At 62.5% G+C, this 24,451-nt stretch carries 16 protein-coding genes; 12 read left to right on the top strand and 4 right to left on the bottom strand.

Annotation, left to right across the window (positions count from 1 at the left end; all coding sequences use genetic code 11):
* Positions 1–12: 12 nt before the first annotated feature.
* The 9 genes from K3177_RS04125 to K3177_RS04085 are packed head-to-tail and all read left to right on the top strand — an operon-like array spanning position 13 to position 9,976.
* Positions 13–357: a TrbI F-type domain-containing protein gene (locus K3177_RS04125; protein WP_420493663.1), complete on the top strand. Its 345-nt coding sequence runs from the start codon at positions 13–15 to the stop codon at positions 355–357.
* Positions 354–875, top strand: a complete 522-nt coding sequence (locus tag K3177_RS04120) for a S26 family signal peptidase (RefSeq protein WP_221597161.1) — start codon at positions 354–356, stop codon at positions 873–875. The genes K3177_RS04125 and K3177_RS04120 overlap by 4 nt, the downstream gene beginning before the upstream one ends.
* On the top strand, positions 872–1,510 hold the full coding sequence (gene traW, locus K3177_RS04115; RefSeq protein WP_420493662.1) for a type-F conjugative transfer system protein TraW: 639 nt from the start codon (positions 872–874) through the stop codon (positions 1,508–1,510). The genes K3177_RS04120 and traW overlap by 4 nt, the downstream gene beginning before the upstream one ends.
* A complete protein-coding gene (traU, locus tag K3177_RS04110; RefSeq protein WP_221597159.1) occupies positions 1,507–2,520 on the top strand; it encodes a conjugal transfer pilus assembly protein TraU in 1,014 nt (337 codons plus the stop codon). Before traW ends, traU begins: the two co-directional genes overlap by 4 nt.
* Positions 2,517–3,269, top strand: coding sequence for a type-F conjugative transfer system pilin assembly protein TrbC (trbC, locus tag K3177_RS04105; RefSeq protein WP_221597157.1), 753 nt, complete (start codon positions 2,517–2,519; stop codon positions 3,267–3,269). Before traU ends, trbC begins: the two co-directional genes overlap by 4 nt.
* Complete coding sequence (locus K3177_RS04100; RefSeq protein ID WP_221597155.1) at positions 3,266–4,999, top strand: conjugal transfer protein TraN; 1,734 nt, start codon at positions 3,266–3,268, stop codon at positions 4,997–4,999. The genes trbC and K3177_RS04100 overlap by 4 nt, the downstream gene beginning before the upstream one ends.
* A complete protein-coding gene (locus K3177_RS04095; protein WP_247714212.1) occupies positions 4,996–5,826 on the top strand; it encodes a conjugal transfer protein TraF in 831 nt (276 codons plus the stop codon). Before K3177_RS04100 ends, K3177_RS04095 begins: the two co-directional genes overlap by 4 nt.
* Complete coding sequence (locus tag K3177_RS04090; RefSeq protein ID WP_221597154.1) at positions 5,816–7,252, top strand: conjugal transfer protein TraH; 1,437 nt, start codon at positions 5,816–5,818, stop codon at positions 7,250–7,252. The genes K3177_RS04095 and K3177_RS04090 overlap by 11 nt, the downstream gene beginning before the upstream one ends.
* Before the next feature lie 12 nt (positions 7,253–7,264).
* Positions 7,265–9,976 carry a conjugal transfer protein TraG N-terminal domain-containing protein gene (locus tag K3177_RS04085; RefSeq protein ID WP_221597153.1) on the top strand — a complete coding sequence of 904 codons (2,712 nt, stop codon included), beginning with the start codon at positions 7,265–7,267 and terminating at the stop codon, positions 9,974–9,976.
* On the opposite strand, the gene K3177_RS04080 is transcribed toward K3177_RS04085, so the two are convergent.
* From K3177_RS04080 to K3177_RS04065, 4 genes are all read right to left on the bottom strand, one after another.
* Positions 9,977–10,186, bottom strand: coding sequence for a hypothetical protein (locus tag K3177_RS04080; RefSeq protein ID WP_221597152.1), 210 nt, complete (start codon positions 10,184–10,186; stop codon positions 9,977–9,979).
* 125 nt (positions 10,187–10,311) lie between these two features.
* Positions 10,312–12,285: a DEAD/DEAH box helicase gene (locus K3177_RS04075; RefSeq protein WP_221597151.1), complete on the bottom strand. Its 1,974-nt coding sequence runs from the start codon at positions 12,283–12,285 to the stop codon at positions 10,312–10,314.
* On the bottom strand, positions 12,282–17,687 hold the full coding sequence (locus tag K3177_RS04070; protein WP_247714211.1) for a DEAD/DEAH box helicase: 5,406 nt from the start codon (positions 17,685–17,687) through the stop codon (positions 12,282–12,284). The genes K3177_RS04075 and K3177_RS04070 overlap by 4 nt, the downstream gene beginning before the upstream one ends.
* Positions 17,688–17,751: 64 nt before the next feature.
* Positions 17,752–20,736 (bottom strand): hypothetical protein, encoded by a 2,985-nt coding sequence (locus K3177_RS04065; RefSeq protein ID WP_221597150.1) that lies wholly within the window; start codon positions 20,734–20,736, stop codon positions 17,752–17,754.
* Positions 20,737–20,884: 148 nt separating this feature from the next.
* On the opposite strand from K3177_RS04065, the gene K3177_RS04060 reads away from it, so the two are divergent.
* The 3 genes from K3177_RS04060 to K3177_RS04050 are packed head-to-tail and all read left to right on the top strand — an operon-like array spanning position 20,885 to position 24,168.
* Positions 20,885–22,315 (top strand): DNA cytosine methyltransferase, encoded by a 1,431-nt coding sequence (locus K3177_RS04060; protein ID WP_221597149.1) that lies wholly within the window; start codon positions 20,885–20,887, stop codon positions 22,313–22,315.
* Positions 22,308–23,501 carry an MvaI/BcnI family restriction endonuclease gene (locus K3177_RS04055; protein WP_221597148.1) on the top strand — a complete coding sequence of 398 codons (1,194 nt, stop codon included), beginning with the start codon at positions 22,308–22,310 and terminating at the stop codon, positions 23,499–23,501. The genes K3177_RS04060 and K3177_RS04055 overlap by 8 nt, the downstream gene beginning before the upstream one ends.
* Positions 23,488–24,168, top strand: coding sequence for an HhH-GPD family protein (locus tag K3177_RS04050; protein WP_221597147.1), 681 nt, complete (start codon positions 23,488–23,490; stop codon positions 24,166–24,168). Before K3177_RS04055 ends, K3177_RS04050 begins: the two co-directional genes overlap by 14 nt.
* The last annotated feature ends 283 nt before the right edge of the window (positions 24,169–24,451 follow it).

Genomic DNA, 24,451 nt, shown 5'->3' with positions numbered 1-24,451 from the left:
AATCGCCCGCTCGTGCTCAAAATTCTTGGCGTGCTCGCGCTTGTCGCCGCGCTGCTCTGGGCGGCGTGGGTCAGCCGCGAGCTGTCCGAGCCGCGCCAGCAGATCGTGACCGTCCGGCTTGCCGAGACCATCGCGGGTTTCGTCGATGCCGAAGCGCGTGGGGCACAGGATCCCGAAGCCAGCCAGGCGCGCGTGCTCGCTTTCCTCCAGGCGTCCGAGCGCGCCGTCGCCGAAATGGGGAGCGATGGCCGCGTGGTGCTGGTCGGCGAAGCGGTGCTCGCGGGCGATGCCCCCGATGCCACCGACGAACTGCGCGTACGGATCGCACGCCAGCTTGGGCAGGGAGGCGGTCAGTGACGCAGTTTGCCTCTCGCCTTGTCCGCACGATCAAACGCCCGCTCGTCCTGACCGGCCTGGTGCTGCTGCCGCTCGGATGGGGCGCGGTCGACGCCTTCGCGAAAGACCACGCCTTCCTCATCAACGCCAGCCCGAGCCTGCCCAACTGGGCCTTTTGGCTCGACAAGCATGCGCGGATCGAGCGCGGCAGCCTGATCTTCTTCGAGCCCCCGGCAAACAGGCTTGTCGAAGTGCATTTCGGAAAAGGCGCGCAGCTCTTCGGCAAGCGGGTGCTGGGTGTGCCGGGCGATGTCGTGAGCCACCGCGGTCACGAGGTCTTCATCAATGGCCGCAAGATCGCCGCGCGGCTCGATGAGACCCGTCTCGGCATTGCGCTTCACAAAGGCCCCGAAGGACCGATCCCACACGGCTGCTTCTACACCGGGACCAGCCATCCCCGCGGCCTCGACAGCCGCTACGCCGAGATCGGCTTCGTCTGCCGCGGCCAGATCCTCGGCAGCGGGAGGGCGATCCTGTGAGCAAGCTCATCCTCCCTGCGGCCCTGCTTGCAGTGCTGCTCTGTCCCTCCCATGCGCTGGCGCGCGATTTTGGCCAGCGCGGCACGGTGTTTCCCGTGATCGAACGCGACCTCCTCGAGCAGATCCATTCGCGCCTGACGCAGATGGAACGTTCGGGCGAGACCGCGCGGCTCAATGAAGACCTGAAGCGCCGCACTATCGCGCGCGTGAACCGGCCCGACCCCGTCGCCGGGATCGTCCGGGCCAGCGAAGCCCGGCGCTGGCACTTCGACCCGACGATCACGCTCGCTGCCGATATCCGCGGGGCCAACGGCGAGCTGATCCATGCCGCTGGCACGAGGGTCAATCCACTCGACAGTGTTGGCCTTCGCGCCGAACTCCTGTTCCTCGACGGCGACGATCCAGACCAACTCGCCTGGGCACTCAAGCAGAATGCCAATGCCAAGCTGATCCTGGTGAAGGGCGCGCCGCTCGAGCTGATGAAGGCCGGCCAGCGGCGCTTCTATTTCGACCAGGGCGGCAAGCTCACGGAGAGGTTCGGGATCAGGTCGGTGCCCGCGCGTGTGCGCCAGCAGGGCCGCCTGCTCGAGATCAGCGAGATCGCGCTGCCGCCGAGAAGGATGACGGCCCAATGACCCGCTTACGAAAGCTGGCGCTCGTGCTGGCCGCCATTCTTGGTCTCGCCACCGCAACGCCTGCCGTGGCCGATGCCGGTCCCGGGCGCTGCACCGGTAGCTTCGTCAACCCGATCACCGACATATGCTGGTCGTGCCTGTTCCCGATCTCGATCGGCGGGCTGGACATCTGGCCGTCGAGCCGGCCCGATCCCGACAACCCCGACCTGCCGGTGTGCCTGTGCGGTCTGAGGCCCGGAATAGCGATGGGCTTCTGGGAGCCAGTGCGGCTTGCCGATGTCAGCATGAAGCCGTGGTGCTTCGTGAACCTCGGCGGCATGAAACTCGATCCGGGTTTCGATATCGGCTTCCGCTCGATCTCGGGTCCATCGGCGGTGGGCGGCGCGAGCCAGTATTATTCAAGCTGGCACGTCCATTGGTATGCCTATCCGCTAATCTACTGGATGGAGATCGTCGCCGATTTTCTGTGCCTGGAATCGGGCTCGATCGACATTCTCTACATCTCCGAGATCGATCCGCTGTGGCAGGATTCCGAGCTCACCGCGATCATCAACCCCGAAGCCGTGCTCTTCGCCAACCCGCTGGCGCTCGCTGCCTGTGCGGCCGACTGCGTCGCCTCGACCGCGAAGCTGCCGATCGACGAGATGTTCTGGTGCGCGGGCTGCCAAGGTTCGATGTATCCGATGAACGGCAACGTCTCGGCCTCGATCGGGCACGTCCAGGCCTCGCGGCTCGTGCTCTCGCGCTTTGCCTACAAGCTCCACCGCGAACTCGTCTCGTGGGGAACGATGGGATCCAAGGGCCTGTGCGGCAAATATCTGATGCCGGTGATGCGCAAGCAGCAATACCGCTTCCAGGCCACCAACCCCAACCCGGCGACCTCGGGCCGTTACGCCTGCCCGCCCATCGGCGCCTCCACCACCTTTCAATCGGCCGGACAGGTCATCCCCGCCATCGGCGAAGACATGGGATATCTCGTCTGGCGCAAGCGGAACTGCTGCGCGCTATGAACAAGCACTTCCTCCTTTTGCCCGTCGGCCTTGCCGTCACACTCGGTGGCCTCGCTCTCGCCCAAAGCGCGCCCGAAGGCATCGACCTCGAAGCGATCCGCGAGCGCGCGGCCGAACATGCTGACGATGCGCAGGCGCTCAGCACCAATGTCCGCCAACGCGCCGAGGCGCTGAGCGAGGACGCACAGGCTATCCAGGCGCAGGCGCAGGCCAATCGCGCAGCCTATGCCGACAGCATCAAGGCAGTCGAGACCGACGCCGTCCTCGACTTCGACGCGATGATCGCGGGACAAGCTGCGGCCGAGAGGGCATCGCTCGGGGGAGGCCCGCGCTTCATTGCCTTTGCCAGCCTGTCGATGCCGCCCGAGGCGCTGAAGGCACTGGTCCATGACATGACCAGGGCTGGTGGCGTCACCGTGCTGCGCGGCTTCCCGCAAGGAAACAGCGAGGCGTTCAAGAAGCGCCTGGCTGCCATCTGGAGCAGCCGCGACGCAGCCGGGTCGCTTGGCATCGATCCGCGGCTGTTCCGCGCGCTCAACATCGAGGCCGCGCCGAGCTTCGTCATGCTGAGCACCGAGTTCAGTCCCTGCGACGGGTTCGATTGCACCAGCGAGGTGCCGCCGCACGACCGCATCGCCGGCAACATCAGCGTGGGCGAAGTCCTCGAGACCTTTGCCTCGGGCAATGGTCCGGGCGCGGAGCTTGCACGCCTCCATCTGCGCCAGCTCTCGAGGGAGGAACGGCCATGACCGGCAGAACCCTCGCCAATCTCCTTGCGGCACTCGTCGCCCTCACCGGCGCGGCTTCCATTCACGCTCAGACCCGCGATGCAGCAAGAGCCGACGGCAAGGACTTTGCCACCGAGCTGCTGGGCGAAGCGCGCGATGCCGCCACGACCAATCCCGACGCGGCGCGCGTTCCCAATTTCGATCCGCAAGCGACGCGCGACCTGCAGGAACTTGCCCGCGATCCCGACCAGATCGAGGCCCGCGGACGCAGCGCCGCGACGACCAGCACGCCAATGCGGACGATCCGTGACAGCATGGCCAATCGCGCAAGGTTCGAGCCGAACGAGATCGAGGACGTGATCGCCCGCAGCCTCGCGATCAATGAGACGCCGCTCGACTACACCAGCGGCATGGCAATTTCGGGCAGCCAGGGGGCCTGCGTTCCGCTGCCACCTGGTTCGGGGGCGGCGGGCACATATACCGCGACCTGCAATACGGGCACACGGATCGATCAGTCGGCAGGCCAATGCACGGTCCCGCTCGTCGCCGCGGTCACCCGGCGCCCCCAGTATCATTACCTTTGCAGCCCATTGGGCAGCTTCAACCTGTCAGGCGAGCCGGATTGCGAAGAGTTTTCGGGCGCTCTTTGCCGGGTGACCGGACACCGCGATGGTCCTTGCTTGCAGTGGGGATGGTCCGGCGGCCGCAAGTGGTGCACCGAGCCCGGTGATCCGCTTACCGAGCTGACCTGCGACGAAGAGGTCGCAGGACAAACGACCTACCGCATCGCCACGGCGACCACGGTCACGACGACCCCTGACGAAAGCCAGTGCACAGGTCTTGCGGACAATAGCGATTGCACGCTGGACGCACAGATCTGCACCGATGCCGATCCGCAGACCCGCGTAGTCGATGGCGTCTCTGTCACACGCCCATGCTGGGAATGGCGACGCAATTACACCTGCATCGCCCGCGAAGCGGCGACCGACTGCTCCGACATCAAAAGCCAGGGCACCTGCCGCTTTGTCCGCGAGGAATGCCTCACCGACGAAGACCCCTGCGAGACCTGGGAGCGCATCTACGAGTGCCCGCTTCCCGGGAACGACAGCTCCACCCAGTATGTCTGCGAAGGTGATGTCTATTGCATCGACGGCAGCTGCGAGACGATCGAGCGCACCGCGAACGATGAGTTCAAGGATGCCGTCACCGCCCTCCATGCGATGAACGAGGCCCGCGGCCAGTTCGATCCCGAGACGCTGACACTGTTCCGGGGCACGCGTAACACCTGCTCCTCCAAGGTCTTCGGCGTGCTCACCTGCTGCAAGGGTAAGGGTTTCCCGCTCATCCCCGGGATCAGCCTCTTGGTCGCGCTCGGCTGCAACCGCGAGGAAGTGCTGCTCCACGAACGCGATGCGCAGGGGCTGTGCGCTTATGTGGGGACCTATTGCTCGGACAAGTTCCTCGGCGTCTGCCTGACCAAGAAGAAGGTTTACTGCTGCTTCGAAAGCAAGCTCTCGCGGATCCTGCAGGAACAGGGCCGGCGCCAGCTGCCCAAGCCTTGGGACAAGCCCAAGGAAGAGCAGTGCGAGGGGTTCACACTCTACGAATTCGGCCGGCTCGACCTCAGCCAGATGGATTTCAGCGAGGTCTATGCCGAGTTCACCGAGGCTGCGCGGCTTCCCGACGAGCTCGAGACCAGCATCCTCATCCAGCAGAAAATCGAAGACTATTACGCAAGGAGTGGCCAATGACGCGCCGCCAATCACTGCCGATGCTGGCGCTCCCAGTATTCGCCATGTGTCTCGCTGCACTGCTTCCCGTTCGGGCAGTTGCCCAGCAAGCGCGCCAGGCAGTGCCAACTGCCTCGGCAGACAGCCTTTACTGCGAGCAGCGGAGGCTCGGCTACTGGTTCTATTGCGTCAGGCCGGAGCCGAAAGCTGAGCCGCAGATGGCGCCGCCACCGGCCCCCGTAACCGCCACGCAGGAGCTCGACGCGGTCACGGGGGAACTGCGCGAGCTCAAGGCGCGCGCGATCCTCTATCCGACGCCGGAAAACGTCACCGCCTATATCCGCTTCCAGCGTGCCCAGCTCGACCGGGCTTCGCTGTTCTCCGATGTCTGGCAGCGCGCGATCTGGCAGGATCCCGAGCTCGACTACACGCTCGAAAGACCGGTCGGCGCGCTCGCCAAGAAGCAATGGCAGGACGCGCGCGCTGCCGACCGCGACGCGGTGATGGCAAGGCTCTCCGAACGCTATGGACTGTTCTACTTCTTCGCCCAGACCTGCGGCGCGTGCGAAGTGATGAGCCCTATCGTGCGCTCGGTGGCGGACCGCTGGCATATCACTGTCCGGGCGATCTCGACCGATGGCGGACCGTCCCGGCACTTCCCCGACTACAAGGTCGAAAGCGGCCAGCGGCCGCGCATGGGGCTCGAACCCGGCATTACCCCGGCGCTCGTGCTGTGGGACAGCGTGGCCAGGCGCCCGATCCCGATCGGATACGGCGTGCTGTCGGCCGACGAGCTGCAGGACCGCATCTACCTCCTCACCTCGAAGGAAGCCGGACATGATTACTAGCATCCGCAATGCGGCGCTCAGCATAGCTGCCGCCAGCATGGTCGCGTCCCCCATCGCCGCAAACGTCGGCGACAGCATGGACCGTTTCATGGACGACATGGGCGCTGCGGCCAATGTCACCGGGCCGAGCGCGTTCGAAGGACAGTCGGCGGGCTATTACAGTCTCGGCAATGTCTGGACGCGCTTTCCGCAGAAGACGACCAACATCGCCAATCTCCAGCTGCCGCGTGCCCGCGCTGGTTGCGGCGGTATCGATATCTTCGCAGGGTCCTTCTCCTTCATCAACGCAAGCGAGATGGTCGCGCTCTTGAAGGCCGTCGCCAACAATGCGGTGGGGTTCGCCTTTAGTCTGGCGATCGATACCGTCTGCCCCGAGTGCTCGAAGATCATGCAGGAGTTCAGCCAGAAGGCGCAGCTCATGAACAATCTTTCGATCAACTCCTGCGAGATGGCGCAGGGGCTGGTCGGCGGCGTCTGGCCCAAGGGCGATCTCGCCGACAAGGCGATCTGCGAAGCAATCGGCAATTCCGAAGGCATCTTCACAGACTATGCCGCTGCCAAGCACGGTTGCGGAACGCGCGGCCAGCGCGCCTCGACCAACGAGAGTGGCGGCGCCGACTATGCTGACGTCAATCCCGGTGTGCCGCGCAATTACACCTGGCATGTCCTCAAGCAGAGCGCCTTCTTCAACCCTGGTGGCACCTTCGACCGCGACCTCGCCGAGTATGCGATGACGCTCATTGGCACGGTGATCTACGTGCCGCCTCGCGACGACGAGCCGGGCAAGTTCGTGCCTTTCGCAGGCGATGCCTCCTCGACGCTGGTGACCGCACTGCTCGACGGGACGCAGGGCCAGTCGGTGCGGGTGTTCCAGTGCGACGAGCCCGACCAGTGCCTCAACCCGACCTTCCAGCAGATGAGCCTGTCGAGCGCAAAGGCCATCCGGCCCCGCGTTGCCCGGCTAATCGGCAGCATGGTCGAGGCCATCCGCAGCGACACAGCGATCGGCGACGAGGAGAAGGAGCTGCTTCAGGTGGCATCGGTGCCGCTCTACAAGATCCTCACCGTTCAGGCGGCCTATGGTCGCGGGATGGCAACCGACGACCGCGACACGCTGGCCGAGATCGCCAGCATCGATCTCCTCTATGCCATCCTCGAACGGATCACCGCAGAGGCCGGACGCTCGATGGCGAGCTTCATTGCGGCCGATGAAGCGAAACTCGCGATCTGGCGCGCTCAGGTCGCCGAGGTCCGGTCAAGCCTCGCCCAGCGGCAAGCGACCGGACAGGCGCGGGTCTCGGCGATCATGCAGATCATCGAGAAGACGGCGATGATCGAGAATATGCTCGCCGCCTCAATGTCACCGTCGATGGCCGCCGCGCTCGACTGGTCGCGCGGGATGCAGTCCCGCTCGATCGTTCCATAAGGGTCAGGCAGCATGGTCGAGATTTTCACGGTCGGCGGCGGCGAGTATATCGTCAATGTCCTCAACGCCGTTGCCGCCTGGACCGGTGCGGGCGGCTACAAGAGCCTCATTCAGGTCGCGCTGGTGATGGGCATGGTGCTCGCGGTCATCGTGGTCGCGTTCAACCAGGACTGGCGTGCCTGGCTCAACTGGTTCCTCGGTGCGACGCTCATCTACATGTGCCTGATGGTGCCGCGCATGGACGTCCATGTGACCGACCGGGTCAATCCCAGCCTTGCACCGGCAACGGTGGCCAATGTCCCGCTCGGGCTCGCCCTGATGGCAAGCTTCACCAGTCAGGCGGGGGACTATCTGACCCGCTCTGCCGAGCTCGTATTCGGCCTGCCGGACGACCTCAACTACTCCAAGAACGGCATGATCTATGGCGCGCGGTTGCTCGAATCGACGCGCAGCTTGCGCATTTCGGATCCGGAGTTTGCTGCGAACTTCGACGAGCATGTCCGGCAATGCGTGTTCTACGATCTGCTGCTCGGCCGCTATTCGATGAAGGAGCTGTCCGAGAGCGATGACATCTGGACGACGATCGCGCCGGGCAGCGCGGCGCGCGCGCAGAAATTCCTGACCCGGCAGGCCGACGATAGTGTGACGGCCTCGATCATCACCTGCCGCGAAGCCTACACCGCGCTGTCTGGGCAATGGGCGAGCCTCATTGACGAGATGACGCTTGTCGCAGGGCGTCAGCTTTATCCGCGCCAGACCGAAGCACTCGCCAAGGCCAAGCTCATGGCCGATCTCCCGATTGCCTATCAGTATCTCACCGGCATCTCGCGCAGCGCGAGCGACATTTTCCGCCAAGTGCTGACGATCAATGCCATGAACCAGGCCATGCATGGCTTTGCAGGGGCGAGCGGCACGGGCAGTATCGACGTCTTCGCGCAGACCCGGGCCGATATTCAGACAGAGCGGACCTATTCCTCGATCGCGCACAACGCGATGAAATGGGTGCCGATCCTCAATGTCGTGCTGACGGTAGTGTTCTACGCGCTGTTTCCTGTCCTGTTTCCGCTGTTCCTGATGCCGCGGACCGGACCCATTGCATTGAGAGGTTACGTCACCGGCTTCTTTTACCTTGCGGCGTGGGGACCGCTCTTCGTCATCCTGCACATGATCCTGATGTTCAAAGGCGCGGGCGATGTCGCCGCCGCTGGCGGCAGCACGGGGCTCAGCCTCGCGACCTTTGCCGGCATGAGCGACGTCAACAGCGATATCGGCATCCTGGCGGGCTATCTTGTCGCCTCGATCCCGTTCCTTGCCGGCGGGGTGGCGCGTGGTGCGCTGGCGATCTCGGGCCAGGCAACGAGCTATCTCAACCCGAGTCAAAACGCGGCCGAGGAAGCCTCGCGCGAAGCGAGCACCGGCAATGTCTCGCTCGGCAATTCGAACATCGACAATTCGACGGTGTTTTCCCGCCAGTTTGCCCAGGGCAATCTTGCACCCAACATCGCCTATGGCGCGGCACAGACGCGTGGTTTCAGCGACAGCGGCACGCAGACCACCAGCTTCCCCGATGGAGAGTTCGCTGCTGTCCCGAATTCAAGCTATCCGTTCACGCCGACACTGGGGCAGGACTTCACCGGCCGCCTCGGAACGATGGCAAGCCAGAGCCGGACGCAGAGGGAGACCTATGCCAACCTCGCCCAGCAATCGACGAGCTCTGCGCTCACCCGCTTCAGCGAGATCCGCAACGCCTACAGCCAGGGTCAGAGCTCCGACACGGTCAGCGGCGTCGGTACGAACGACAGCATCGGTACGGCATTCAGCGAAGTCGACAATGCCTCAAGGACGCTCCAGCAGCAGTTTGGCCTGTCCCGGCGCGCGTCTGATGACATCACGGTTTCATGGTTTCTCAATGGCGAAGCAGGAGCCGGAGCAAAGGTCGAGGGCGGTGTATTGAACGCGCAGGCGGGAGTCCGAGGCGGCCGCAACCAGTCATGGACCGACAGCGATATCGGGATCGCCTCGGAAGATCGCGGCAGGATCATGGGTACGCTGCGGCAGCTTTCGGATAGCCGCAACTGGTCGAATACGCGTGAAGGTTTCCTGCGCGAGACGAGCTCAAGCTCGGTATCACAGGTATCGAGCAGCTCGTGGGGTCTCAGCCGATCGCTGACCGAAGCCGAGAGCTACACGCGGGAGGCGCGTCGGGCCGAAGAGATGGCCAGCCGGCTCGAGAATCAGGCCAGCTGGTACGAGGCCAACAGCGCCGCAGGCACGCTGAACTTGAGCCAGGCCTATCGCGAATGGGGCATGGCCGAGATCGAAGCCAATCGCGACTACTACGGGCCAGTGCGCTTCGATGACGTCGAGTTCCAGATGAGCGCACGCGGCCAGCAGCTGCAATCTCGGTTTGTCGAGAGCTATGCTGATCGGCTGCAGGACGACATCGAAGCCGACCTTTCATTGCCGGACTTCGCTCCTGTCAGCCGCCCCGGGATCGGGAGTGCGGGCCAGGTACGCGCAAGGGGAGCCGTAGGTTCTGCGAGCGGTCCTTCAATGCCCAACGCTCCTGATCGGTCTGGCATCACCGATGAGGTCGAGCGGGTTGGCCAGCAGGGTCGTGGAAGGATTGGTACCGTTCGAGGTTACCTGGACGGCCAAACGCAGGGCGCCACAGGCTCAAGCGAGGAGGCTGCAGACGACGTCAAAGAATGGGGCAATAGATAGTTACAGCACGAAATCCTGCAGAATGACGAATACGGCGAATGCGACGATCACCAGCCCGAGAAGCCAAAGGCCTCGTCGCTCCCATGGATCTGCGAGCGCCTTCTTCCAGCGGTATTCCATACGCCTATTCTCGGAGATCGCACGATCGATCTCCTGCAGACCTTCCCAGTGATGTTCCGAATTCTGCGTGGGGTCGTTGCGCCCTGCCATGACTTTCTCCAATCGAGGCGAGTTTAATGTATGAAAATCGCGACACAAAGCCCGTTTTTGGCTTTAATGCATCGATTTTGAAGCATTATCGCAGCGGCAATCACCGAGGTTCTCGGGGCATCTTACTAGTCGATCCGCTGCACGAAATCCCCGTGAGACTTGGCAACGGCCTCGATGACTTTCGCGACTTCGCTTTGGGGGTCTCGAAGCGTGATCACCAGTGTATCGATCGGCCTAGTCAAGGCAATCATGACCCATTGCCACGCGACGCGGCTAGCCCGCTCATTCGGGTCAAGGAAACCATAACTAGAGGTGTCTTGTCGGAGCGAGGCATCGAACTTGCGATGCCAGAATTCGTCGAGCCCATCGAGCACCGTGACCCAACCCTCTAGACCTCGGCAAGATTCGTACTGGACGATCCTCGCCGTTTCGAGCGAGCGCGGGAAGTCTTTCCTGGCAGCCCGGTTGACCGCGTCCCAGGTAGCCAGACCCTCGAGCTCGAATTGGTTGGCGAGGTTCGACCTTGGCCCATTTTGCGAGCCGACCACTTCCGAGGCTGGCACGCAGTGCAAGAAGTCTACCAGGGAATTCCCGGTTGTCTGGGCTTCTACCAGCAAGGCCTGCCTAGTCGGGCCGAGTGACGTGTACGGCTCGTAAGAGACGAGGACCTTCCCACCAGCGGCTTCGTCGCTCGGCTCGATGGACCAGTTAAGGCCTGCATTCTCGGCCATGGCATTGGCAAATACGCCGAGATTTCGTTTCATGCGCAAGCAACGAGCCAAGCTCTTCTCTGATACATTCTCCTTCCCGCCTGCCGCCGAGTGCCAGTTCGTCCTCTCCCCGCGCACGAGCTGATCAAGCCCGTCGGCGACTAGGATCGTCGAAGGGTCATAAAGGCGGGTAAGAAGGTCTGCCTCTGCTTGTGGCCAGTCCTGGCCCTCGTCCACGAGAACGACGTCGAAATCGAGCAGGGATTGCTCGGCGTCTTTCGCTTTCGAGATGTCAGAGGCAGACACGGTACCCATGTCAATCCATTCAAGGGCGGTCGCGCACTTGCCAACGTACGCATCGAAGTCGTCCTCGGCTTCCTCCTCTTCCAATCCGAGCCGGTTCAGCCACGTGTAAACGAAAGACATGACTGTCTTGACTTCGACACCACCGCCGTCCGAGGCCCCTGGAATGCGCAGGAGTGCGAGTAAGCGGGTAATATCGGCAGCCAAGGCCACGTTGTAGGTGAGGACAATGCATCGTCGGCCATGACCAACGAATGCCTCGTGGGCAGCCTGCAAGAGCATGATGGTCTTGCCTGTGCCACCGTGCCCCTTGAGGCGAACCATGTGCTGGCCCAAAAGTTCGGCCAGGTCCTTCGCCTCGGAGCGGCGCGCTGCAATTCGGTCCATCTTCGCCCGGTCGAGCTTCGAAGGGACGATCGCCCTGAAAATCGATGCCTCGAGAACCTTGCGGGCTTTGGTCATCGGGATCGAAGAAAGGACAAAGTCCCGACCGAACTTTCGGACGCCGTTCACACCCGTGACCGCGGTCAAGAAATCGGACCCGCTAAACCCGAAGGCAACCGCGCCCGCTTCGGGCACCGATTTTCCGTTGGAGATCGGCAGCGCGGGAATGCCTTGCAGCGCGACACAACGGTAAACCCAAGTCGAGAGATGTTGGTGCTCGAAGTACTTGGCTAGCGCGTGGACCTGATCGATGTTCTGGCCGGTGGCGCTCTTCCATCCCTCGGGGTAACGAACCGTGACCTCGTCACCGGCGACGTTGATCCCCCCGGCATCGTGCCCCTTGACCTCGACGGCCACCACTAGGTTCTCGACCTTTACCTTGACACTGCCCAACCGCTTGCCGTCCTGGTCGTGCAAGGCCTTGCGCGGGACGAAGTAGCGCGGCTTGGCGAAAACGCCAGCGACGACGATATCGACATCGCTGACCTTGTAGCCTGCCAGTTTCGCGTTCGGCGCGATCTTTACGTGTTCGAGTTCGGAGGGAGACTCCCTCAAACCCGGCCAGAGCTTTGCAAGCGCATCGGAAATGGCGACTGCCGCGTCGTATTCCTCGGTCCCTTCTTCGCCTATGATCTCGATCACGACTTCAGCGCCAACAAGTACTCGGGAAAGCGTATCGCAAGGTGTCGAACGTCAACGAAGCGGATGTCGGATTCGGTACCATGTGCCGCGCGGAAGCTGTCCTGTGCTTCTAGCTGGACCGGCTGGACCAATCCGAGCGCGGAATGCCAAAGCGGGTGGCCGAGCACCAATGCCCGCGCGTCCTTGTGAATGACCGTCAAGCCAGCGTGCTGCTCGACGCCGACTTCCAGCCGGGACTTGGCGCAGAACGCCGCGAAGGCACTGGCAATACGTACCTCTGCGCCGTCAATCCAACGTCCAGTGCCCAGTGGCAGTCCAAGCGTTAGCTCGGCAAGGTCAAGGGCGAGCCTCCAGTCGAGTAGCCCGTGCGAAAAGCGGTTGGAGTAGCTGCGAAGGCAATCAGGGCAAGAACGGTCGCAGTTCTCGGCATGGATGGGACGCGTCCATTGCTCGCTTGTATCAGCGTAGAAGCGCGAAAGTGCACGGCTGAAGTTTGCTGGATCGGAAGCCCAGCGCGCGTAACCCGCGCCGTTTTCCAGTGCGTCGGCGAGGAAAACTTGCTCGGTCTTGCCCTTGTCCGTGATCGCGATCGGTTGCCTGCCTACCCGGAACTCGTCCGGCGAGATATCGAGCTCCGTGGCGATCGCTAACTTCGCGAACTCCGCGAACGAGGCTAGCGCAGGCGTGGTCGACGGCATTCCCGACTCCAGCAGCCCGTGGTTACCCACGCCCTGTGCATTGTCGAAGTAGAAACTCAGGACATCGGTGGTGAAGATCGCCCCGATTGCCCCGTATGGATCTTCCGAGATCGGGTTGCCTGGAAGGTCTCCAGGGATCCGGTCGTCGCGGTACAGCGCAGTGTCGTTCACCACGACCATGTTCGGTTCCTTGGCATGAAACTCGAAAAGGTGGTTGTCGTTGTCGTTCACGACGGTGACCGGGCCAGTCCCGATCGCCATATCGAGGGGACCGCAGCCACGGTCCCCGTAAACCTGGTCAAAGGCCATGACAGGAGGGGGAAGTGCCGGACCGCGGCTGCGCTGGCCGTCGTAGTCCAACGCACGCCAGTGCGCCATGAAGCCCTTCGGCTGGTAAAGCTTGAAGTCCCTCGACGGGTTTCCGCAAACCTTGCAGGTTTCTGCCGATCCGTGCGTGATCGCGCCACACTCGTCATCGACGCAGCGAGAGTATGGAAGCGGGGCCCCGAGCGGATCTTCCTCGTTCCTGACGCCTTGCGGGGAATCGTACTTCGATACGAAACCACACGCGACGTGCAGTTGCTTGTCCTTGGGCACTTCCGAGCCCGGTGAAAAGGCCCAGACCGCGTGGTCGAGCGGACGGTCGCTTAGGGCTACCTTCTCGACCTTCGTTGCCTTCTTGTCCGAGTAAAGCGTTCGTACCTGTGTCGGGAAGCCGAACATGGGCAGCAACCCGGCAACCGCGAGGCGATGGCTAAGCTCGCGCTGGATGAACCGGGAATCTTGAACCACCTCGTCAATCTTCGTGACGAGGTGCTCCTTCAGATGCGCGGCAATTTCTGTCTTCGTGTCGGGACTAAGCGGAGCGAAGGCGCTGAGCCTCGAGACAACCGCGTCGACGTCCGGCGCACGCGCCAGCCAGTCTGCGATGGCTTCTCGGTAGGTGGGCCATTCCTCCACGCGACCGAAGGCGCCGTGGAGGCTCTCGGGATTACGCTCCGGGCCATCCTCGATAGAACGAAAGGCCCGGCGCAAGAGCTCGGCCGTTGCCACGCGAGACAAGATCTCGCCTCGTGACAAGTCGAGCTCAGGCTGCGGGGGTACGTCCCCGGTCATGCGCTCGGGATGGTTGAAGTAGTAGTCGTCGTGGGCCGCGCCCCTTGAAATCGTCAACGCGTAGGAGAAGGGTTGGCCAGCACGGCCCGCACGACCAACCCGCTGCTGGTAGTTGAAGCGTTGCGGCGGCATGTTGGCCATCATCACGAGCTTCAGTGACCCGATGTCGACACCGACTTCCATGGTCGTCGTAACCGAGAGCACGTCGATCCCGTGCGTAACCGGGTGTTCGTGACCGATGTATGCTTGGCCCTTGAATAGGCGCTGTCGCTCGCGCTGCTTTTCCAAGGGCTTGGTTTGACCGGTAAGTTCCCAGGCAACCAGCCGGTGCGCGGGCTCCCGCGACACCCAACCATAGTAGTCTTCACCGGGCTCGGTGATTTCCTGGAACGTGTTCGAAGAGCAGTAGTCGGTCGTACAGACGAGGCCGGGGTTGTTGAGGGTCGCGGTCGCGCAACCTTCGCAGCGCAAGAGCGGTCGAGCGCCGCGCGGGACGAGCTCGATCTTGAGTTCCAAGAAGTTGCGGGTCTTGAGCAACCAGTTCTCGTTCAGGACGCCGATGCCCGTAAGCCGCTCGCCGATTTTCTCCTCGAGCGCTGCGGGATCCTGCCCCAGTTTCCGACCGAGCTTCTCCAAGTAGCCTTGGACCGCCATGGGAGCGTTGGTCGTGTTGCGCGTCGACCCGCCTTCGTAGAGTTTTCGCTGCCCCAGTATCCGAACGACATTTGAAAGCACGCCCTCGGCAACGTCATCGCCTAGGCCCAGCGCGGCACCATGCTGACCCTTGATGGAGATGTACGCGACCCCCATGGACTCGAGGTCACGACCAGCCCGGTCGAACAAGGCATCTGCCACGTGGCTTGAAAGGTGACCAAGGTAGTTCGCCTGGCCGCGTTGCAGCGTCTCCGGGTCAAGGTCGTCCCAGGTTGCTCCCTTCGGCCTGAGAAAAAAGCGCCACCAATCGACGCCGTCCTTTCCCGGGTACTTGGCAAGGCTGACCTTTGGTCCCGCGGGGTTAACGCCCATGGCCACCATTTCGTCGACCAAGGTTGTTACGAGGGTGGGCCAGGCAACGCGGGACGTCGAAGCGCTGGCATCGAGCTCGGCAAGGACTGCCATCTCGGCCTCCTCGGCCATCCCACCGGAAACGAGCCTTGCTGCTTGCCAAGGATTGCCGGGTAACTTCTTCGCCTTCTCGACGATGGCGGCCTCGCTTTCGGATAGGTCCGTGCCCGACCTTGCCTTGGCAACGAGCTCCCCGAGCAGTTCGGATGTAATCGATTCCCGGGGCTGCAACGCCTTGAAAAGAAGCTGGCGGACGAGGTCGCGGAAATGGTGCACCTCGAGGCCAGCAGCAAGGTCTGCCGCGTCGTCGCGGCTGTCGGTAAATGCGATCATTTGCTCCGCTTTCACCGTGTCGCTCGTCGCGATAGCGGACCTGTCCGCAACCAGCTGGGTGGTCGCGTTGAGACCCGTCCTGAGCCCGCGGATCGGAGTGTTAACGGACGCGCGGTAGAATTTCTCGATCTCCTTGGCGTTGCGCCATTTTTGCTCGCTTCCGCACCTTGGACAGCATTCGGGGAGGCCGGCCACGTTGACTCCCTGCGCTGGGGAGAAGATCACTCCCGTTGCATCGTCACCGCCGGGAACGGCAGGACGCAGGAAGCCGGCCAACGGATCGAGATGGCCAAGCGCGAACGAGAATTGCTTCTGGCCCTTCTTTCCGGGGCCTTGGTGAGTCCAGCTCCGGTTTTCGCGCGGAAGCTGTCCCCCTGGCCAATACCAACGGAATTCCTCGTGCGGGCGCTCGTAGACCATCCCCGGGGGGGCCATTGCCATGCCTGGCTTTGTCGACTCCAGGAACGCCGCGTCCGGTCCCGTTGCGAACCCTTCCGGTTCCTTGACCTTGAACCCGCCGAGGTAGGCTTCTCCGCAGTCGTAGCAGTAGAGGAGCTCGAGAACTTGGCCACCGCAAGCGCATTTCATGGCAGGCGCCTGGAAGAGCTTCCCGATTTTGCGACCCGGCGTGCGGTAGTCCTCGTGGACTTGGTCACAGCCTGGATTGCTGCAAGCCCAAATCCCTTGCACCTGCCGCAAGAACATGTGCGAGCGAAAGGTTGGCAGCGGGCTTTCCCATTTCGTCGCCTCGTCGCCTTGCTCGGCCTTTGCCGCGGCGAGGAAGCCTTCAAAAGCCGCGTCCGAAGCCGCGTTCCCGAGCAAGACCTCTTTCAAGCGATTGAGCCTTGTTGGCCTGACATGTCCTGACACATCCTTGCCCGCGACGTTGCACGCGGCGGCCAAGGTTTCTCGCGGCGAGATACCTTCCAAGGCCGCCTGCAGGCCCTCGACAGTGGCTTCGCCTTGCCGGGTAGTTGTCTCGAGCTTGGTGAGCACTTCGCCAGACAACGGCAACTTGGCTTCGTAGGTTGAGGGAGTGCCTTTCAAGATAGTGAAAGTCTGGCGGGGAACGCCGAAGAACTCCTCGAGGTAAGCTTCGCCGGTATCGCCGTCGAGCGAGGCACTCGTCCCGATGCATCGTAGCTGTGGTGAGCCCGGCTCCAAGCCAAGACGGTCAAGCAAGTTCCTGACCACGAGCGCCACCTCGGTCCCCTGCGTTCCGCGATAACCGTGGAGTTCGTCCACGACCAGGGAGAACACGTTAGACGAGTCTGCCTCCAACCATGCCTTGGTCTGGTCGAAGATGGGGTCCTCGACGTCCCTCATGAGCATGATGTTGAGCATGCTCGTGTTCGTGATCAGGATGTCGGGCGGTGTCGCGATCATGTCCCAGCGAGTCAGCAGCTCGCCGCATTCCGGGTCTTGGAACTGGGATACTGCCTCGACGAGATCGTTTCCGCTCTTCCCCCCGTCAGCCACGACCTTGCGCAGGCTCCGTGCCTCGCGGGCGATCTTCTTGATCTCGGCGGCAACCTCGTTGACTTTGTTCTTACCGTTCGCGTTAAGTGACCCTTGCGGGAAGAAAGTGCCTCCCGGCGTCGCGCCCGTGTAACGGCCGAAGTAAAACAAGGGCAGTTCGTGAATCTCGCGCGCGCGGATTGCTGCTTGCCGCAACCGCGAGACCTGGTCCTCGACCAGCGCGTTGGTCGGGTAAAGCACGAGCGCACGGACCGCGGCATGCGGCCCGCCTGACAAGCCGTCGCGCATAGGTTTCCACGTTGGCTGCTTTCCCTCGAGGCCTTTCTCCCACCAGCGGTGCAAAGCGCCGTTGCCCGCTCCTTGCCGTCGTTCCTCTAGCAAACCCGCGAGCAGTGGTAGCAGGAAGCTCTCGGTTTTGCCCGAGCCCGTGCCCGAGGTCACGATGACGTTCCGGTGCCCCTCGGTGGTTCCCTTGTGGGCCATCACGAGCGATCTTGCCTGGTGGTCGCGGAGCTTGATCGACTCGTTGCCGAAAACCACCGGCCCGAGATGCCTAGCAGTGAAATCCGAAAGCCCGGCTTCTCGGCAAGCGTCTTCGATGGCCTTGACCGAGGGATAGACGGGCACCGCTTCCAGCAGCGCTTCCTGCGCCATGACACCTGGTAGCGCGAGGATTTCGTCTCGTTCGCGCATAATGCCCGGATCGCGCATCCAGAACGCGCTATCGTAGTATCGCTTGTACGCATCGCGCACGTAGGCAAGGACATGCGGGGGATTAGCTACTCTCATCGGGAACCTCGGTGGAATACAGGACGTCCAGGACGGCCGCGGCGACATCGATCGGCACCTGGGAATACTTGAGCACGCCCCCTTCTTGGGTCGGCAGCCGCCGGGAACATGCGCACAACGCCCTTGCCAAGAGCCCGGCCGGATCTGCACCAAGGCGCGAGACGAACTCCTCGTTTGCTTGCGAGTAGGCGTGCAAATTGATCCCGGCATCACGCGCGGCGAGCACTTTGACTATCTCGTGGGGGCCTTGGAAGAGATTTCCCCTCCCGTCGCGATAGGCGTAGGCTTGGCCTCGCCATGCGAGGCGGTAAGCGCCCGGCTCCAACACGTCGTGGCAATGGCTCCAGCGGCCATGGTCCAAATCGTAGCGTTCGGATGCAACGTCATCGGCCACGGACAAAGGGACGAGCATGCTCCTTGTCGATCCAAGGATTGCCATCCGGCGAGCAATTGCGCGCGGCGGATCGAGGACCAACGCGATCGATCTTCCGTGGGGATCCTTGATTGATTGCGCGAGCAGCGCAGCAAGATCCGGTTCGACCCCGTCGAAAGCGATGTTCAAGGGGTGACCGTTCAACGCTTCCGATACGTCTCGTGCACCGCGGCTGACGAGCAATTCGCGAACTGCGTTCGTCATGGTGACGTTGCGAAAACCGCGCAGGTGCGCCCGTCCGTCTCCGGACAGGTAAAGCGTTGGAGCGGCGATAGACCATCGCGTGATCCTGCCGGCCCCGGGTTTACGCACTAGGTCGATATGACCGAGAGCCTCGAAGGACCGGGCGATGGCATGGGCCTGCCAGGGTTCCGAGACGTTGGTCGATAGGAGCGCCTCGAACGCAGCCCAGCTACCCTCGCCCAAGAAGGACAAGGCATCGAGCAATAAATCGTGGTCGACCTGCTCGACCGGTTCGGGGGAGCGCGACGCAGAGGGTACCGGCTGGCGCTTCTTCTCTTGAACTTGCTTGGGCGATTTGCCCCTGTTCTCTGTCAAGACGGAGAGGCGACAATCCCTACATTCCATGTTGAGCGGCATGTCTTGCTTGCCACCTTGCGGGACTGTTTCGCAGATCCAGTAATGGCTTCCGCGTTCGCCGCACGACATCGCGAGGATGTCCTTCGTATCCACCGACTTCCCGTACTTCACGGGGTCAAGGCTAGTCGGGAGCGGAATTGCAAAGCCCCGTTCCGCTTCGCCGCCTGCGCCCAAGGTCTCGAAGCCTTGCGGCATCATCAAGGAAAGTGTGCCCGCCGCGTTCGCCCAATTTTCTGCGCGGTCTCCTTCAGCGATGTCGGTCCTCGGCTTTGCAGAGATTGGCGAGACATACTGTAAGCCCAGAAGACTATCGATCTCGAGAGGCCTAGGACGCCGCGCTGTGCGGCAGAGGAAGCCGAGGTAACCCGTTTCTTTCCCTGCCTCGTTCGCGAGAGCCACCATGTCCCCGCTTTCGGGTACATGGCCCGAAACCCCGAGCTCGCAAGCCTCGCCGTCGGCCTCGGCCTTTGCCAAGACGGGCCCATCGGTATCGATACCCTCGAAAAGCTCGATGCGCGTTGGCCCCTTGCTTCCCTCGAAGTGCAAGACCGGGGGAGCTTGCCTGTGCCAAACACTGCGCGAAAGACGCATGCCTCCAAACGATTGAAGTCCAGCCGCCCGCGAAACGGGAACAAGCGAACGCAAATCGTTGTCTGGCAAAACGGCTGGCATGCGCATCAAGCGCACGTTCTCGTACAGCACCCAGCCCGCCGGAAGCCCCGGCAAGTCGGCCGACGTTGCCACCGTGAATCCCGGCGCGGCCAACTCAGTGAGCAAGTCCTCGACCGCAGACCGGGTCCGTTGTCTATTGCGAACGAGTATCACGTGGGGCGAACCGAGGGCAGTCTTGTTCGTCTCTATCCAGAAAGGCCCGGTCTCGGCCCGCACGAACGGGATGACGGCCTTGTATCGCCAACGAAACGTGCGGTTCTGGCTTGGCGCGACGTACTCGGCTCCCTTGAGCAAGATCTCGGAAAGCGGAACCGAGGCTGGAGGCGACAAGGTCGCGAAGGACCCGAAAACGTCGTTATCAAGGGTAAGCTGGTGCCCCTGTCGATCAAACAACACCTGCACGTCACCTTGTTCGCCGTGCAGACCAAGGGAAAGCGCCGCGACGCGATCGGGGAAACCGGGCACCAAGGAGAGGGCAAGGGCAAGCGCGGCAAGTTGCTCGCGATCACCAACGTTCGAAGCGCTCGACGCCTCCGACCAATCCTCCAGTTCCGCGATGACAATCTCGCAGATCCTAGGGCGCAACTTGGGGTCCGCCCAGGCTTGGCGCAGTCGCCTATTGGCCGCGGATGACCGGATCCACGTATCGATGTACCGGCCAATCTCGGCTTCGGTCACGGTGTAGCCGCCGGCGAAACCGTAGCGCTCGAACATGTCGTGGAAACAGGCCCGGTCACCCGCGCGGATGATCGCCTGTGAAATCGCGATGCTGATGTACTTGAACTGGTTTACCGGGCGAGCCGTGGGACGACCATAGCGGTAATCCGTGCTCACCAACCAGCGTGCTAGCCAATGCCAGAACTTTTCGGTGTCGATTCCACGCAAGCTGAGCTGGTCCTTGGGCAAGCCGGTTAGCTCGCTCAGCCGAACGTAGTAGTTGCCCTGCGTGTGCTTGCCGTCCGACGCCATGAGTTCCGCCGCATGCGACAAGCAGAAGAGCAAGGCCGTGAACGGCGGCTTGGTCGCCATCCCTTCCTTGCACCAGAACTTGAGCTGGGTTTCGTGGCGTGCGTAAGGGTTACCCGTCCGTGAAAGGCTCTTGCCTACTTCCTTGCAGATGAAGGCCTCGACCTCCTCCTCGTTTTGGCCAAGCCGCTTCGCCGCGGAAGACAGCGCGACGGGATCGAGAACCATGAAGACGGGGCGAGATTCGAAGCGTCCCGAGAAGATTACTTCGTTCAGGACCTCGTTTACTTCCCCGTACACTCAAATGCCCCCCTGGCTCGCCGCAAAATGCCGAGGGACAGGCTAAGTGTCCAGTTCGAACAACATGTTAATGCGTGGACGAAATGAAAAGTCGAAAACGGGGAGAAACACCTGGACCGCCGCCAGGCCCCGTGCTAGCAAACGCGGCATGACTCTTGACACCAAGACCCTCGACAAGGACGGGACGACCGCGGTCCCACTGACTTCCGCCGAAGAGCCAACGGCGACTCGTTCGATCTATTCCGCGGTCGACTTGTTCGCCGGGTGCGGCGGGCTCGGCACCGGGCTCGAGAACGCCGGCTTCACGACGGTCTTCGTCAACGAGCTCGATAAGGACGCGATGGCAACCTACCTGCGCAATCGCGGGCACGAGCTCGGCAGCATGCGTTTCTCTGACAATGCCGAGCTTCGCTGCCACGACGCGCACGAGCTCAAGGGCAAGCGGCTCGAGAAGCTGGTCAGCGATCTTGGATCGATGAGCGAGGTCGACTTGCGCTTCGAGCAAGCTAGCCTCGGCAAGCTCAGCAACCTCGACCTCGTCGCCGGCGGCCCTCCTTGCCAAGGGTACTCGGGCATCGGGATAAGGCGTTCTTACGCGGTCGACAAGGAAGCCCTGCCTTCCAACCGACTTTACGCGAGGATGACCAAGATCATTGACCGGCTTCGTCCGCGCATGTTCCTGTTCGAGAATGTGCGCGGGCTCTTGACCTCCCGCTGGACGCGCGAGGGTTCAAGGAAAATCTTCCCGGATGTCTTGGAAGAATTTCGCAAGATTCCGGGCTACGAGGTCCGGTGGTCGCTGGTATACGCCAAGGATTACGGCGTTCCGCAGAACCGGCCGCGCGTGCTTCTCGTCGGAATACGCAAGGACGTTCTCGAGGCCTGTAGCTTCCTCGACAAGGGCGCCGACGCGGAAGACGCTGTCGCATGCGGGTTCTTGCCGCCGCCGAACCCGGGAGCGTTTCCCGATCTCGTAGACCTGCTTGGCGACCTCATCGATCCAAAGATCACGAAGATCCTGCGAAGCGGCGACTTCCCATCCGGCTCGTTCGAGACCACAGCCTACCCGCGCAAGCCGATGAACGAGTTGCAGGAGGGTTTTCGCACCACACCGGCCTGGGCCGCCTCTCGGGCAGGCAAGCTGACGGAGCAGGAGTACAGCAAGCACAAGCGCGAGATCGTCGAGAAGTTCGACTACATGCTGGCGAATGGCGGCGAGATTCCCGCCCACGCGCAAACCAAGAAGTTTTCGCAGCGCGTCTTGAAGCCGCGTTGGGGCAATGCCGAACCGAACATGACCGCGACCTCGCTTCCTGACGATTACGTCCATTTTAGCCAGCCGCGCATCCTCACCGTGAGGGAATGGGCAAGGCTCCAGATGTTCCCCGATTGGTACGAGTTCTCGGGCAAGCGGACGACGGGTGGTATCCGCCGGGCCGGGAACCCGCTCGAAGGCAACTTCGACCGCGAGGTTCCCAAGTACACGCAGATCGGCAATGCCGTTCCCGTTGGCCTCGCCGAGGCCGTCGGCAAGCATTTCCGCAAGGTTCTGGACGAGGCCGTGGGAACCCGTGCTTGAGAAGAGTGACACGGACGTCGGCGATGTCCTCGCCGCGTTCACGCGCCACGAGATCGACGTAGCACTCTTGGTCCCCACCGAAACGGGGTTGAAGAAGTCGATCATGGACGCGACCGCCAACGTGCGGGATTACCTCCTGTCGACCGGCATCCACGATTTCGACGACCAGGCGCAAGGCCCGGAGAACAAGGTGGTCCGCAGGGCCTACTTCGTCGAGCCTGATCGCCTCGTGGAATCTTCGGTGTCTCTGTATCGTCCCCAGACGAAGTCCGGTGACCCTCGCATCTGGTTCGCCCTGCTCGGGCGCTATGCCGATCCCTACAACTTGCTTGCCGTCTTCGAGCACGAAGGCGACCTCTACGTGGTCAACGCGAGCCGGACCGAGGTCTTGGCCTCGCTCGACAATGCCGGCAGCCCCCTTGGGCATATCGCGGCAAAGTACCGGCGAGGCGAGGACCCTGTCGTCGGCGAATTGCTCGATGCGCTAAGGGAGATTGCCGCGCAGGGGTTCGTTCGCACGCTGCGTCCGGGCGACACCGGCGTCGGCATGACGCTGGAAACCTTGCTCGGCATCGCGGCCAATGCCGAGAAGACGCCTGACTTCAAGGGGATCGAGCTCAAGGCGAAGCGGATCAAGCGGGCTCCCACAAGGTCCACGCTATTTTCGCAGTCGCCCGATTGGTCGGTCAGCCCTGTCGGCTCGGCGTGGAACCTCCTCAGCACCTTTGGGTACCATCGCAACGGCAAGCTTCGCTTGAATTGCGAGATCAACGCCAAAGCTCCAAACTCCCTCGGGTTCATGCTGAGCGTCGACGCCGAAAAGGACTGGCTGAAGCAGGACCACGTCCGAGCCGAGGAGGAACGGCGCGCGCATGTAGTCACTTGGCCCCTCGAGGTCTTGAGAGGCAGGCTGCGCGAGAAGCATCCCCAAACATTCTGGGTCGGTGCGCGCTGCCGCGGCAAAGGCGCAGACGAGCATTTCCACTACATGCAGGTCGAACACACCCGAGCGCCGAACGTGCGTAATTTCCAAGCGCTCTTGGAAAGCGGCGTGATCTCGGTCGATTACCTCATGAGCCAGAGAGGCGAGAGGCAACTGGTCAGGGACCACGGCTACCTCTTCAAGATCAAGCAGAAAGACTTCCCGGCACTGTTCCCGCCATCCAATGTCCATGTCCTCGCCTGACACGGCCCTCGGGACCGGCGAAAAGCGTAAGCTGACGCTCCTCGCGGCCGATCTCGCGGACTGGTACCGGCAGGGTGGTGGCCGATCCTTCCCATGGCGCGAGCCGGGTACACCACTCTACCAGCTCGTTTGCGTGGAAGTCTTGCTCCAGCGGACCCGGGCCGAGACGGTCGCAAGCTTCTACAACCGGTTTTTCACCCGATTCCCGGGTTGGCAGGACCTCGCGGAAGCCCCCGTCGAAGTGCTCGAGGAGTTTCTCAGGCCGCTCGGCCTATGGAAACGCAGGGCCGCCTCGTTGCGTGCACTCGCGGCGTATGCTGCCGAGCACGACGGCATGTTTCCTAACCGCTACGAGGAGCTCCTGCAGGTACCTGCCGTTGGCCAGTACGTTGCCCACGCGATCTTGATGTTCCAGCATGGAGAGAGGTTTCCGCTCATCGACGTGAACATGGCACGCGTGGTGGAACGCTTCGTGCGTCCGCGCAAACTTGCCGACATCCGGCACGATCCTTGGCTTCAGCAAGCTTGCAAGTGGCTCGTGAGGCGAGGTGATCCGAAAACGGTCAATTGGTCAGTACTCGACCATGCCGCGTTGACCTGTCGCGCGCGGAACCCCGACTGCCAATCGTGTCTCGTTTCCAGCAGGTGTGCCTTCAAGGCTGTCTAGGATCTTCGCGAGGCACGGTCGGCTTCGCATATGACGCCAAGTAGGTTTCAACTTTCTCGATCGTGCGGCGCCTCGGTCGCCTTCCGAGCCGAAGGTCAAGAACGAACCGGGGGTCGCCGACTGCCCGCCTCCCGAAGCGCGTCGCGGACATCCGCGATTCCCGCAGGTGGCACTCGATCCTATCCAGCAGTTTCATGTCGTCCTCGACTCGCTTTGCCCTTGTGTTCTTGTTTTGTTCTTAGTAGGAAGACTCCATTGAGTCTAGGAAATTTCCTTCACCCCG

It is taken from the genome of Qipengyuania pacifica (genome assembly GCF_019711555.1).
Classification (GTDB): Bacteria; Pseudomonadota; Alphaproteobacteria; order Sphingomonadales; family Sphingomonadaceae; genus Qipengyuania; species Qipengyuania pacifica.
This window is presented reverse-complemented; position numbering and strand designations above follow the sequence as displayed.